The sequence below is a fragment of the Streptomyces sp. NPDC001070 genome (assembly GCF_053598835.1).
In genome coordinates, this window is sequence record NZ_JBSFLB010000013.1 from 83,620 (window position 1) to 97,586 (window position 13,967).

The 13,967-nt window shown below is 70.4% G+C and carries 8 protein-coding genes and 1 pseudogene; 2 read left to right on the forward strand and 7 right to left on the reverse strand.

Annotation, left to right across the window (positions count from 1 at the left end; translation table 11 throughout):
• Positions 1–342: 342 nt before the first annotated feature.
• Entirely contained in the window at positions 343–1,245 is a 903-nt protein-coding gene (locus ACWDAS_RS17750) for a metallophosphoesterase family protein (RefSeq protein WP_450391346.1), read from the reverse strand.
• A gap of 51 nt (positions 1,246–1,296) precedes the next feature.
• Positions 1,297–2,547 carry a HEAT repeat domain-containing protein gene (locus tag ACWDAS_RS17755; protein WP_450391349.1) on the reverse strand — a complete coding sequence of 417 codons (1,251 nt, stop codon included), beginning with the start codon at positions 2,545–2,547 and terminating at the stop codon, positions 1,297–1,299.
• A 135-nt stretch (positions 2,548–2,682) separates the two neighbouring features.
• Here ACWDAS_RS17755 and ACWDAS_RS17760 point away from each other — a divergent pair, with 135 nt between their 5' ends.
• Positions 2,683–3,960, forward strand: coding sequence for a nucleotidyl transferase AbiEii/AbiGii toxin family protein (locus tag ACWDAS_RS17760; protein WP_450391351.1), 1,278 nt, complete (start codon positions 2,683–2,685; stop codon positions 3,958–3,960).
• A gap of 41 nt (positions 3,961–4,001) precedes the next feature.
• Here ACWDAS_RS17760 and ACWDAS_RS17765 read toward each other — a convergent pair whose 3' ends face one another.
• From ACWDAS_RS17765 to ACWDAS_RS17775, 3 genes are all read right to left on the reverse strand, one after another.
• Positions 4,002–4,856: a hypothetical protein gene (locus tag ACWDAS_RS17765; RefSeq protein WP_450391354.1), complete on the reverse strand. Its 855-nt coding sequence runs from the start codon at positions 4,854–4,856 to the stop codon at positions 4,002–4,004.
• Positions 4,853–10,087, reverse strand: coding sequence for a caspase family protein (locus ACWDAS_RS17770; protein WP_450391356.1), 5,235 nt, complete (start codon positions 10,085–10,087; stop codon positions 4,853–4,855). The genes ACWDAS_RS17765 and ACWDAS_RS17770 overlap by 4 nt, the downstream gene beginning before the upstream one ends.
• A 153-nt stretch (positions 10,088–10,240) precedes the next feature.
• Complete coding sequence (locus ACWDAS_RS17775; protein WP_450391358.1) at positions 10,241–11,701, reverse strand: MFS transporter; 1,461 nt, start codon at positions 11,699–11,701, stop codon at positions 10,241–10,243.
• A gap of 302 nt (positions 11,702–12,003) precedes the next feature.
• On the opposite strand from ACWDAS_RS17775, the gene ACWDAS_RS17780 reads away from it, so the two are divergent.
• Positions 12,004–12,582 (forward strand): TetR/AcrR family transcriptional regulator, encoded by a 579-nt coding sequence (locus ACWDAS_RS17780; protein ID WP_450391360.1) that lies wholly within the window; start codon positions 12,004–12,006, stop codon positions 12,580–12,582.
• 30 nt (positions 12,583–12,612) lie between these two features.
• On the opposite strand, the pseudogene ACWDAS_RS17785 reads toward ACWDAS_RS17780, so the two are convergent.
• Positions 12,613–12,905, reverse strand: a pseudogene (locus ACWDAS_RS17785) (GNAT family N-acetyltransferase); the annotation flags it as partial.
• A 43-nt stretch (positions 12,906–12,948) separates the two neighbouring features.
• On the reverse strand, positions 12,949–13,848 hold the full coding sequence (locus ACWDAS_RS17790) for a hypothetical protein (protein ID WP_450391363.1): 900 nt from the start codon (positions 13,846–13,848) through the stop codon (positions 12,949–12,951).
• Positions 13,849–13,967 lie beyond the last annotated feature (119 nt).

Sequence of the window (13,967 nt, forward strand, 5' to 3'; positions counted from 1 at the left end):
GTCGCGGCGGGCCGCCCCGGCGCGCGACGGCGAGCGCGCGGGCGGGGATGCGGAGGAGGCGTGGCGGTCAGGTGCTCGGAACGTGTCCCGAGGTCAACGCCCGCACCGCCGGGTGATGTCGCGCGCCCTCCGGGTCGACGCCGCGCCCGGCCCGTGGGCCGGGGCGCCCCGGATCCGTCCGCGAGCCGCGTGGGCGGACGGTAGTTACCGTTTGCTGTTGCGAACAAAGATGGCGCGATCTCGGCCCTCGAACAGGGATGAATTCCCCGGGATTCTCCCTTTCGTCCGCCGCTGCGGGTGTCCAGCCGGTGACGTGTGGTGAGGGCGGCGCGCCTCGGGAGATCAACTGCCGGGCGCGGCCCAGGCGTCGGGGCTCAGTCCGGCGATGACGGAACGGAGCTGATCCTGGTCGAGCTCGTACACCGTCTCGCCCACCCTCGGGTCGCGCGCGTGCAGGGTGTGGAACAACGGCCCGTGATGCGCGCCGAGCTGGATCAGAGTGGCGGAGGCTCCGCGGACGGCGCGCTCGGTGCCGGGCGGTGCGGTCAGATCGACGCGGCCGACGACCCCCGGGGTCACCCACACCGGCACGGTCTCCAGATACCCGGACAGTTGCAGGTGGAAGTGGCCGCACAGGATGAGTCCCACGTCGGTGCCGCGGATCGCGTCCGCCAGGTCCCCGGCGTTGCGCAGCCCCAGTGCCCGCTGCACCTCGACGTCGAGCGCGATCGGCGGATGGTGCAGGACGAGGACGGTCCCCCTGGGGGCCGGGGTGGCCAGGACGTCGCGCAGCCAGCCGAGCTGGGTCGCGCCGATCAGGCCGTACCCCATGCCCGGCACGAGCGAGTCGAGGGTGACGAAGCGGTAGCCGTCGACCACGCTCACGGCCGCCCGTTCCCCCTCGGGCGAGCTGAGGACGGCCCGGGCGTGGTTGCGCCCGTCCGGGCGGAGGTGCCCGCTGCCCAGCGCCCGTGCGAAGGCGCCGCGCTCGTCGTGGTTGCCGGTGCTGTAGAACACCGGGGCCCGGCGGCGCAGGGCGAAGTCCCGCACGATGTCCCGTACCGAGATGTAGGCGTCCAGGGACCCGTCGTCGGCGATGTCGCCGCTGATGACGATGACGTCGATGTCCGGCACGGACTCCAGGTCGTTGAGCAGCCCGCGCAGCGACTCCCTCGCGTTGACACCGCCCGCCCGTGGCGCGCCGAAGCGATCGAGATGGGTGTCGGAGAGATGCAGGATCCGCATTGCGCGTACGCTACCCGCCTCTCGGCGCGGCGTCACCGATCGTTGCCCGGCTCAATCGGAGGGCAGCCCGGCGTAGGCGCGGAGCGCCGCACGCTCCGCGGGCAGCCCCCAGGCCCGTACGATCCCCAGGAAGTTCCCCCAGCGCCAGGTGGCCTGGTCCAGTCCGGCGAGCACTCGGACGAGGCGCTGCTGCACGGGCCGCAGATCGGCGAAGGCCGGGAGCGCCTCGGGACGCTCGGGGCCGAAGGCCAGGCTCAGCGCGGCGTGCGTGACCGCGAAGGCGGCGGGCCCCGAGGTACGGGCTATCCCGTCCACGACGGCGTCGAGGGACGTGTCGGGGACGCCGCCGGCCAGCTGCGTGAGGCTCGCGGCCGCGTAGCCGCGCAGGTCCCCTTCGTGGAAGGGGATGCCGGGCGGGCAGGGCTCGGGCGGCTCGGCCCCGGCGAGGGCGAGTTCCGTGACCACTTCGGTGACCGCGTCCGGGCCGGTCCCCGCACCGCCCAGCCGGGCCAGCGCGGTGGCCGCCGCCCAGCGCAGCACCCGGTCCCGGTCGGTGAGATACCGGGCCAGGCGTGCGGACAGGGACGGATCGCCGAGCAGTCCCAGGGCCACGATCGCCGAGGCCGCCACGGAGGCGTTCGCCTCCCCGTCGAGCAGCCGGACCAGCCGGGGCACCGTCCCCCCGGACTCCTCGGGGAACCAGGCGAGGACGTACGCGGTGATCGCCCGTACCTCCGGGTCCGTGTCGTCCAGCAGGGCGCCGAGGCGCGGGAGTTCTCCGCGTACCGCGTCGTAGACCGCCAGTTCCGCACCCGCGGACGCCACATCGCGGTCGAAGTCGAAGAGCGCGCGCCGCATCTCGCGGACGCGGCGGTCGCCCTCGGTCGGCGCTTCCGCCACCCACGTGTCGTACCGGGCCAGCACCTCCGCCGGATCCTGCGCCCGGAACTCCTCCAGCTCGCTTCGCCACGCCGCCGCGTCCACGCCGGCCGGCAGGTGCGACTCGTCGTAGCCGATGGCGAGGGCCCCCACCAGCTCCAGGATCGCCGCCCGGTCCGGCGTCGCGGGGTCCACGGCCATCCCGACGAGGAACGGCACGGCGTACGCGGACGCCTCGTAGCGGCTGCCCTGGTGGAAGACGTTGCCGTACAGCTCGTGGAGCGCCTTCGCCCGCTCGTCCCGCTCCGGCGATCGCAAGGCGCGCAACTGCCCGGGCACGTCGTCCGCCGGGCCGTAGGCGTGGGTCAGTTCCGACCAGGCGACGGAGTCCAGCTCCGCCAGGGGGTCCGTCCGAGGAGTCATGGACGGCACTCTTGCAGGCGGGTACGACAACGGGGACGACGGGGCGAGCGCGGCGGAACGCAGTTGCGGGTGGACGCGGTGGTCGTGAGGCTGGGACGAAGACGGGGCAGGCGGGGAGCAGAGGGGGAGGGCGCCGTGGACCGGGAGTGGGCGGGCTTCGGGTGGCAGGACACGGAGGTGCCGCAGGCGCCGCTCGACGACGGGCAACGCCTGCGGCACGGGGTGCCGTTGACGCTGCGGGCCGTGCAGGATCCGCGGGCCGTGCAGCGGCCGGTCTTCGACCCGGCGCTCAAGCAGTTCCCCAACGCCTACCGGGCGGCCGATCCGCGGTTCTCGGACCCTGCGGTGGAGGCGGCCTGGTTGGCGGCGCGGCGCCGTGCGACGGACCTCGTCCTCGCTGCCGTCGGGGATTCGGAGTGGGCCGGCCATCTCGTCCTGCGGGGGAGCAGGCTGCTGCGCGCGTGGTACGGCGACGCGGCGCGCGAGCCGGGCGACCTGGACTTCGTCGTCGTGCCGAGGGAGTGGCGGATCGAGGAGCCGCGGACGACGGCGATGTTCGACGTCATCGCCCGTGCGGCCGGGCACGCGTCCGCCTCCGGTCCGGTCCGGCTGTCCGCCGCGGACGCGGTCGGCGAGGACATCTGGACGTACGAGCGCGTGCCCGGTCGTCGCCTCGTCCTGCCGTGGACGGCGGACGGGCTGCCGGGCGGATTCGTCCAGCTCGACATCGTCTTCAACGAGCGGCTGCCCACATCGCCGGAGCCGGTTCTGCTGCCCGCCCTCTCCGAGGGCGGCCCGCAGGCCACGGTGCTCGCGGTCTCCCCGGAACTGTCGCTCGCGTGGAAGCTGATGTGGCTGGTCAGCGACAGCCATCCGCAGGGCAAGGACCTGTACGACGCGGTACTGCTCGCCGAGTCCTGCCGGCTGCGCCACGAGGTACTGCGCGACGTCTTCCTGGACGCCGAGGCCTGGCACGCCCTGCGCCCCGTCACCGCGGAGACGATCGCCGGGCTGACGGACACCGTCGAGTGGCGGCACTTCGTCGGGGAGTACCCCGGGATCGCTGGTGACGCGGGCGACCTCGTCCGGCGCCTGGTCGCCGCGCTGGCCTCGACGTTCGAGGGCTCGCCGCAGGGGACCGCGCTGCGGGAGTGGTGGATGGCGCCCTGGCTCGCCGAGTACCGCGGCGTCCACGAGCGCGAGGGCATGGCGGGGATGCAGAGGCGGCTGGCCGCTCAGGTGGGCCCGCCGGTCGCCGTCGTCATCACCCGGGAGGTGCTCGGGCCCGGGCGCTGCACCCCCGAGGACGCGCTCGCCGTCATGCTGGCGGACCCGGCCTGGTCCCGGTGGGTCGAGATCTACGACCGGCACCCGCACTGGCGGCAGGAGCACCTGGACCTGCGCGAATCGTGACAGCGGGCGGGGCGGGCGTCGTGTACCTCGCCCGGGCGGGGTCATCCAGACTCATCGAGCCCGTCGGCGATGGCGCGCCCGGCTTCTGCCGAGGTCAGGTAGGGCCTGACGTCATGAGCCTTGGAGCCGTTGTGAACCAGGAGGTCTTTGACTCGATTGCCGAACCGTGGTGCCAGGGCCTTGGTAAGTGCGACCACGTCACCTTGATCGGCGACATTTGTCCAGCGCTTTACGGGTTGAGGCCAGCGGGCTCGTCCGGCGCTGGGCGAAGGTATGAGGCGGTCGAACACCAAGTTCGGGATGGCCAGGGGAGAGCCCAAGGTAATGAGGGCGACGTCACGGCCGTCGGGGTGGGCGCACAGCGTCTCGTAGGCAACCACCGTGCCGAGTGAGTGGGCGACGATGACCTCTGTCCTGTCGGTCATTGCTTGGGCGAGACGGCCTTGAATTTCGGCTCGGAGTTCCGGTTCCGTGAAGTAGCGGCGGACTTGACGGGCGTCGGCGATGAGGGCGCGCTCGCTCAGACCGGCGAAGAATCGAGAGTGGCTCAGGGCGTGCAGGGCCCGTTGAACGATGTTCGGTGTACGCGTCCGCACTGCGGCGTCCGGACCCGTGACGTTCGAGTCGTACGCGGCGGCCCTCTCCCACCAGGCGATGAGCAGATCACGTTCGAGGCCGTCCTCGACGTCGGAGGCGTCCAGTTCGGGCATCCCTAGTCCGCGGTGTCCCGACGGGCGGAAAAGGTCACCGTAGAAGGCCATGGCAACGTCATCCAGGGTGATTCCCGCGCCCGCGGTGTGGAGTCCGTCGCAGAGCGCCGGGTACCAATCGGACAGCAGGGTCTGCGGCCCCTTCACCTGCTGGGCGATTCCGTGAACCAGCACGATCCGACTCATGCATCCCTCTGTTCCTGTGAGAGACCGCTGATGTTGATGCTCAGGGCGACGGCCCCCATGTCGCTCGCGACGCAGACCTCCCCCGTCCCGTCGACGGCCACGGCGTTGATACCGCTGCCTATGTCAATTTCCGCAGTCCAAGTGCTTGAGCGTGTGTCCCACACGCGCATGAGTCCGTAGCGGTCCGCAGCTACCAGCACCTGGGTGCCCCGGACGTCCGCGACACGCAGTGCCCTCACGCCTGACGGGAAAGGCTCCAGGTCGATGCCCGAATCGCAGTTCCGTGCCACGTCCCACAAACGCAATCGCCCATCACCAGCGCCGGAGACGAGGATGTCCCGATCCAGGTAGAGCAGCTCCACACAAGATGCGCCCATCTCGTGCCCATCAATCGGATCGGCGAATGGAGTGCCGGCCACTGGGTCCCACAGGCGGACTGTGCCGTCGAGCGAGGCACTGGCCACCAGATAGCGGGTACCAATTACCGCTGCTCGAAGGCCCACGACCTGCGAGGTGTGCCCCGCCATCGGCTTGCATATGGGTGCCTGCGTATATAGGTCCCAGGCGTGCAGAACGAAGTCGTCGCCCACCGTGATCACGGCTGGCCTGTCATGGAGGACGCAGAGACACGCTCCCCATGACGTGCCGGAACGCTTACCCAGCCGTTGATGAGAGTCTAGATTCCAGACGTCGGCATCGAACCAGCTGCTGCGTACCAGGACGTTTTTGCCGTTCAGTCTGGCGGTCGCGACGTCAAAAACCGTCTGTGCAGCCGAAGCGATGTGTGGGGCGATTTGCCGCCCGTTCCCAAGCGCATGCGTGCGGATGATTCCGTCATCGCTGCCTGTGACGACGGCGGCCCCTCCCTCGATATCCGGGAGGATGTCCGCGGAGACCAAACGGTAGCCTCCGCCGCACAACGGCTCTCCGACAGGCCGCATTGCGGTCAGGTCCCAGACCCGGACCTCCCGGGAGAATGCGGTGACAGCCATGGGGCACCCGTCCACCTGTGTGAACACCGGTGCCGGACAGTCCCGTGAGTTGGCCATTCTGGCAAAGCCCTCGAGGGGCGGCCCCAGGGATTCGCCGCTCGCCAGGTCCCACACGCGCGTAGTGTCGTCGTAAGAGATGGAAGCCACCAGGGTCGATCTGCCCAGGCGGGCGAGGCTGGCAGCTATGACGTAGCCGGTGTGACCAAGCAGTGGCTTGCCGACGGCTGTGTGTGTCTCGATGTCGTGCACGTGGAGGCTGTTGCCTTCGCGTGTGGACACCACTACCGCGCGCTCGTCTTGGAAGGCGACGCCGACCGCGCGAGCCGTCAGTGTGAGGTCTTCGACATTGAAGTGGGCGCGCGGGGCCGTCGGCAGCGCCGTTTCGTGGGCGCCTACTTCCCAGAGATACGCATGATCCAGTGCCGTGGCAATCGAGATTTGCAGCGCATGGCCGTTGCTGCGCAGCGCGAGGTGCCGGACACCACCGATGTGTCCTGCGAGCGGTGGCATCGCCAGGTTCCCGGTGGCGACATCCCAGATTCGGATCGTCCCGTCCTCGCCTCCGCTCACCACTATTGGCTTGCCACGCAGTGTTCCCAGAGCGACACAGCGCACTACGTTGGTGTGACCCAGGAAGGGGGCGCTCACGGGAGTTCCCCGAAACGGATCCCAGAGCTGGACTTTGGTGTCGGCGCCGCCTGTCACTGCCAGAAAACGACCGTTGGACTTCCCGAAGGCCACCGCATGCACCGGGCCCGAGTGACCCTCCAATGCGCGGCCGAGCTGTGTACGCGACCGTAGATCCCAGACCCGGGCGGTGCCGTCCTCTCCGGCGGTTACAGCCATTGGCCGCCCGTGAACCTCTGCACAGGTCACGGCATACACGGGGTGCGTATGGCCCTCAGTCGGCTGGTCGGAAGAGAGATCCCAGATCCGAGCCGTTCGATCGTCGCTCACTGTGACCGCCAGTGGAGTGTCGCCGCGGTTGGCGAGCGCGGCCGCACTGATGTCCTCGACATGTCCACGAAGCGGCTGACCGAGCTGCCGGAGGGTGCGCAGATCCCACAGCCGGGCTTCCAGCCTGCCGGCGCTCAGGGCGACGACGCGACCATTGAATTCCCCGATGACAACAGAGGCGACTCCGCTGCGCTCAAAATATCGGTGGGCCATGACGGGCTCACCCAACTGCCGGCGGTCTGCCAGGTCCCATAGGCTGAGCATGCCGGACCTGTCGCCGACCAGGGCCACTGTGCGGCCGTCCAGCACCCCGGTCGACACCGCAGTTACCTCTTCGGCCGGCCCAATGAGCGGCGTCCCATGGATCCGGGCATCGCCATCGGTGCCCAGGTCGCTGAGGTCCCAGATGTAGACGGCCTTGTCGTCCCCACCGGTGACTGCCACGGGACGGCCGTCGAGTGTTCCAAGGGCCGCGTCCCGGACCGTACGCTTGTGGGCGGCCAGGGCCCCGCCGAGCTGCCGCCGGGTGCCGAGGTCCCATATCCTGGCTGTTCCGTCACCACTGGCCGTCAGTACGACAGGGCGTTCGCCCAGGGCGCCGATCACGATGGCTTCGATCCTGTTTGTGTGTCCGGTAAGCGGCGGGCCGTACTCCTGGCCGGCAGACAGATCCCAGATCCTGACCGTGCCGTCGACGCTTCCTGTCAGCGCGACGGTGTAGTCCTCCAGTTCTCCGACGGCCACTGAGCTCACCGCGATGTCCACCGTCAGCGGGTCGCCGATCTGCCGTTGAGTGGTCAGGTCCCAAACTCGGGCAGTGTCGTCCTCGCCCCCGGTAACGGCGATAGGCCGTCCGTCCAGGTCGCCGATGGCGACGCACCTGACTGACTTGGTGTGGCCGCTGAGCAGCCGATGGGCGCCACTGGCCGACCACCACGCCCACCGTGCGCTCCACGGGAGGACGATGCCGAGCCCGTCGATCCGGTCCGCCAGAACGTTGGCCTCACAGCGCCGTGCAGACAATTGCAAGTCTGCGGCACGGCTGCCCAACGGTCGTTCGGCCGTGAGCCGGTGTGCGACCTGTTCGAACGCCGTGCGGATACGACGCGATGCATCACCCTCCACTGAGGTGAAAGCCCGCAGCAGCGCCAGAGGTTCAGCGGCAAGCAGAAAGCCCGGATCAGTCACGAGTCCCGTGAGTAGGCCAGCCGCGTCGGCATGGGTGGCCAGGTGGTGGCGGACGTATGAATGCGCTGCGAACCAGTCCTGAGTGCCCTCCGCCGAGGTGGGTACCACGCTGATCAAGGCCTGCACGACCGATCGTTGGATGTCGGCCTGTGGTCGGTCAGCGGTCTTGCGAAGATGTTCGGCGAGAGCCTTGTGATACAGGCGGTACACAGAGCGCCGGTCGTCGTCGATGACCTCGGCGACGTACGCCTCGGCCACGTCCAGAACCCACGTGACATCCTCTTCTGTGCAACTGGTGCCGGAGAGTTCGGAGGTCAGTGTCGTCCAGATCTGACCGCGAGGTAGCCCCTTGCCCTCCGAAAATGCCAGGGCAAGCAACATCCGGCGCACCCGGGGTTCGTCGGGTCCGAAGCGAGCGAGGTAGTCGTCGAATGCTTCGCCTACCTCACTGGGAAGGTCATTCGCCCAGCCATCCCGGCTCACGTCGACGGCGATACCGTCCGACCGCAAGGTGCGGGCGGTCGTCCTGGCATAGAGGAAAACACCAGCGGCCCGGGTGGCGACCGCTTCGGCGACCGTCTTGGCAAGTGCTGGACGCCCCCGGTACGGCGTGTGCACGTCCGCTTCCTCGGAGGCCAGGAGCACCTTGGTCACGTATCCCTGAACGTCGTCATGGCCCGCCCGGTAAGCGGGTGCGTCAAGGTCCAGACAGGTGAAGGTCGGCCCCAAGGGGGTGACCAGCTCGTGGCGGGTGCCCACCAGAAGCCGAACACCTTGGATTTCGGCCATGGGACGGAGCAGTTCGCGTGTGATTCGCCGCGGTTCCCCGTGACCACCCGCGTCCGCCGCCGTGTCGGATCCTGCCTCGTCAACGGCATCCACGACCAGAACAATCGGCGGTCCTTGACGGCCACGCCTGGTCAACTCCTGGAGGAGGGCAGCCGTGCCGTCAACGGTGACGCCGATGGCAACCGCGATACGCTCGACGACCTCCTCCAGGCGCTTGTGCCGCGCATGGACGGCAGCCGTCACGCAGTCCACAGGTACTACGGTTTGCTGGTCGACGCCCGTGAGGTCGAACCTCTCGCGGTAGGCGGCGTCCGACAGGGAGACGATCCTGCCGAGCACGGCCGACTTGCCGCATCCGGGACTGCCGGTGACGACGCGGCCCTTGCCGTCGTCGTCCTCAGCCGTCAGCCAGCTCACCAGTTCCTTCAACACGCGTTCGCGGCCGCTGAAGTAGAGCCCTTGCTCGGATTCAAACTCGACGCCGCGCGATCTGGGTCCGAAGTGCTCGCTCAAATCACGTTCGGTAACCCGGCGCTGGACTTCCAGATCGGTCCCGAGGGGCGGTAGTTCCTCCCGGTAGCCAGAGTTGGGCAGGAAGGGGGCAAGACCGGTCACGAGCCCGCTCGCGAGCTCGGCCCGTTGGCCCCGCGCGTCTGCCTCGAAGAGTTCGTTGACCGCCTTCAGCAGTTCGGTGAGATCCAGGTACTGCTGCCGCTGACCCGTCCGTCCCGTTGTGATTTCGATGGCAGTGCGCAGGGCGGAGACGAATGCGCCGTCCTCGGCGAAGTCCTTCCGTCGGGCGGAGGCCAGGAACCAGAGTCCAGTGGAGGCGCCGGCACCGTGCCGATAGGTGATCGACTGGAGGGCTACAGCCGTTGCCTCGGCGCTACCGGCGCCACCCGCACACGTGTCCAGCACCAGCAGCAGATGACGGAGATTTCCTCGACACAGGATCCGGACCAGGTCCTCGGTTGCCAGGGCGGTCGTTGCCGGATCTTCGTCGTACGAGTCCCAGCACATGAGATAGTGCCGGTCCTGCTCATGGACGAAGCCGTGGCCCGCAAAGTACACCACAACGACGTCGTCCGCACTGAGTGCAATGTCCGCAGACCAGTGACGCAGTTTCTGCCGTATCTGCTCCGCTCCGTCGTACTCGCCCAACCCGGGGAGTACCGGTTCGTAGCCGAACTCCTGAAACAGCTGGGTCATGGCACGGACGTCGCCAGGGACGTGGTGCAGTTGCTCTTCAGGGGGAAGGTTGCTGTAACGACCGCTGCCCAGTGCTATGAAGAAACGCCGCGTCACGTGCCGCCCCCACCGTCGTCCTCGACAGCCGGTCAGAACCATATCGGGCGCTCATGGAGCGCGCCCGGCTATCTCCATACATCCAACGGCTCGCGACTGGTTAAACCACACAACGCTGCGGCGGGGTCTATGAGACCCCGCCGCAGCCACCCGTCAGCCTCGGGCGCCCGTCGAAACGGTCTGCGGGCTCGCCGAAGCGATCTCATCGGAGGCCGGCACCGTCCCGCCCGCCGCGTGGCGGACGGCGGCGCGGTGGACCGGGACGAGGAGTGCCGCCAGGGCCGCCGCCAGGCACAGGACGGCCAGCAGGCTGAAGGCGTGGGTGTAGCCGGAGGCGTAGGGGAGGCCGGAGGGCTGGAGCCGGCTGGTGACCAGGACGCTGGTGACCGCCGCGCCGATGGAGCCGCCGATGGTGCGGATGTTGGCGTTCATGCCGCTCGCGGCGCCGGTCTGCTCGGCCGGGACGCTGCGCACGATCAGGTTGGCCATCGAGGCGAAGGCCAGCCCGATGCCGAGGCCGAAGATGCCGGCCGCCAAGGCCACCTGCCACTGCTGGTCGTGCCAGGCCGCGAGGGAGCCGCATGCCACGGCGCCGAGGGCGGCACCGGTCGTGAGCAGGTGCTTCGCTCCGACGACGGGCTCCAGGCGGCCGCTGAGGATGCCGGAGAGGAACATCGCGATCAGCATCGGCAGCATCAGCAGGCCGGCCCCCGTGACGCTGGCGCCGAAGCCGTAGCCCGCGGCGCCCGGGGTCTGGGCGAAGCCGGGGAGGAAGGACCAGATCGAGTACATGCCCGCGCCGAAGAGCAGGCCGGCGGTGTTGGTGGTCCACACCGCGCGCAGCCGCATGATGCGCAGGTCGATCAGGGGGTGGCGGGAGCGGGACTCGGCGAGCAGCCACAGGGCGAAGAGGACGACGGCGGCGGCGAACAGGCCGAGCGCGCGGCCCGAGGTCCAGCCCCACCGGGTGGCCTGGCTGAGCGGCAGCAGCAGGGCCACGAGCCAGCCGGACAGGAGGACGGCGCCGAGCCAGTTGACCCGCCCCTCGGCCCGGCTCGGGGACTCGGGCACGTAGCGGAAGGCGATCAGCGCGGTGATCGCGACGACGCCGACCGGCAGCCAGAACAGCCAGCGGTAGTCGAGCGCCGAGACGATGGGGCCGGCCGCCACGATGCCGACGCCGCCGCCGGCGGCGATGACGGCGGACAGGTTGCTGATGCTGGGGCCCACCTCGGCCGCGGTGAACTCGTCCCGGATGATCCCGAAGGAGAGCGGGAACAGCGCGCCGCCGATGCCCTGGATGACGCGGGCGACGATCAGCACGCCGATGGACGGGGCGAGCGCGGCGAGCAGGCAGCCGAACGTCAGGATCACCAGGACGGCGACGAGGGTGCGCTTCTTGCCGATCAGGTCGCCGACCCTGCCGAGGATCGGTGTGAAGACCGAGGCGGACAGCAGGTAGGCCGTCATCACCCAGGTCGCGGTGGACTGCGAGGCGTGCAGGGCGTGCTGGACGGTCGGCAGGGCCGGCGCGATCAGCGACTGGAGCATGGAGAACACGCCCGCACCGGTCGCGAGGACCGCGAAGGTGAGGCGGGTGGACTTCCGTGGCATGAAAAGCCTCTCCGATTCGGAACAGGGCATGGCCGGGATCCCCGGCCGTGGCTTACGGGGGCCGCGCGGGGCAGCACGGGTACCGGGGGCCGCTCGGCGCGGCCGCCGGGAAAGTCAGGGGGGACGGGCGAAGCGTCGTCGCCGGGCCCGCGGCAGGGGTCACACCGGGGCGTGGACGCCTCGCCGCCGCGTGCGGGGCACGCGCCGACGGGAAGCACACCCCGACTGGTAAAGTGGAGGTATGCCTCCACTGTAGCGGAGGCTACCCTCCACTTCAAATCGTTCCGGCCAGGGAGGCAGCAGTGGCGGCCCAGTCGTTCCGCGTCAGCGAGATCGTCGCGTCCCAGCGCCCGCACCGCAGGGACGCGGCGCGCAACTACGACGCCCTGCTGGCCGCCGCCCGCGAGGCCTTCGCCGAGAACGGCGCCGACGCCTCCCTGGAGGACATCGCCCGCCGCGCGGGTGTGGGCATCGCCACGCTGTACCGGAACTTCCCCACCCGCCGGCACCTCTTCGAGTCCGTCTACGCGGACGAGGTCAACGACCTGTGCCGGGTCGCCGGGGAAGTGGCCCCCCTCGCCCCCTGGGAGGCCCTCACCTCCTGGCTGCGCCGCTTCGCCGACTACACGGTCACCAAGCGCGCCATCCGCGAGGCCCTCAACAACGAGTCGGACGTGATCCTCGCCTGCCGCGAGTCCATGTTCCAGGCCGGCGGCCCGCTCTTCGAACGCGCCCAGAAGGCGGGCGACGCCCGTCCGGACATGTCCTTCGACGACCTGCTCCGCATGGTCTCCGGCATCACCGCCACGAACTTCCTCGACGACGCCCAGCGCGACCGCGTCCTGTCCGTGGCCCTGGACGGGGTCCGCGCCGGGCGCTGACGCGCCGGGGCACCGACGGCGCCCCCGCCCTCACCGCCGTGATGAGCGCGGGCGCCGGGACCAGCGCGGTGCGGCGCAGGACCGGACGGTCACCGTCCGGTCCGGAGCCCAGCGCTGCCCGACGGTGGCGAGCAGTGCCCGTCCCAGCCACTTGTAGAGGGCTGCCGCCGTCGCGTCGGACGCCACGACGTCGAGCACCGGACGCAGCCCCCGGCGCCGGGCCTCCCCGACAGCCGTCGCCACCAGCAGCGCGCCGATCCCGTGCCCCCGTGCCCCCGCGCCTCCGGGGCGACGAACAGCCGGCTGACCACCGCGGTGAGATCGGCGCGCCTCCGACCGGCAGCGCCGGCGGCGGCTCCTGCCCGGCTACGACTGGCCGGGAGCGTGCGGGACCTGAGCCTGCGTGGCCCGGTGCGCGAAGTACCGCAGGCCGTCCCGGAGCACCGCCCGGACACCGGGGTCCAGATGGCGGGCCCAGGGCGGATCGGTCTCCTCGCGCAGCAGGCAGTAGTACGCCAGGGCGTAGCCGAACTGCCGCTCGGTGAGATAGCCGAGGTGATGGCTGGGGCCGAGCGCGGTGCCGGTGAGCATCCGTTCCGTCAGGTCGCCGAGCGGGAGGGCGGACCACCCCTGGACGGACTTGCCGAACCGGTAGGCGGCGTTCGCGGTGAAGACGCCCATGCCGAGGAAGACCGTCACCAGGTCGGTGAGCTTCTCGTGGTCGGCCTCGTGGCCCTCGATGCGGCCCTCGCCCAGCAGCCGCACATGGCCGAGCTCATGGGCGATGACGGCGGCGAGGACGGCGGGCTCGGCGGCCTCGCGACGGTCCAGCTCGATCACCGCGCGCCCGTCCACCTCGCGGTAGCAGCCGACCGTCCTGCTCCCGTCGCGACCGCGCCCCGGGGGGATCTCGTCCTCCGCCGGGCTCTCGAAGAGCAGGACGGTGACGGTGTCCGGGTCGACACCCATGACCGCGCAGACCCGACGGAACAGTACGTCGATCTCGGCGTCCGTACCGGTGAACCCCGGGGGGAGCAAGTCCGGGCCGGGCACCGCCGTTTCGGCCGACAGCCCCTCGGGCCCGAAGCTGCGGGAGCACCACCGCATCCGCCGCTCGATCCACTCCTGGTCCCCGGGCGGCACCGGACACCGGCCGGGCTCCTCGGCCCGGGCCCAGGGCTTGGGGGCCGGGGGCGGCGCGGCCTCCCCGGCCGGAGGACGCCCGCCGTGCCCCCGGCGCCGCCCTCGCGTCCACCAGTCGCGCATGGCACCCGCCCCCTCCCGTACCGCTGTCCCCGGGTCCTGCCCTCTGGGATGCCGTGGCGGCCGCCCCCGGTTCCGCGGGAAGGCCCCCGAGGAGGGGATCGCGCGGATCGGCACGGCAC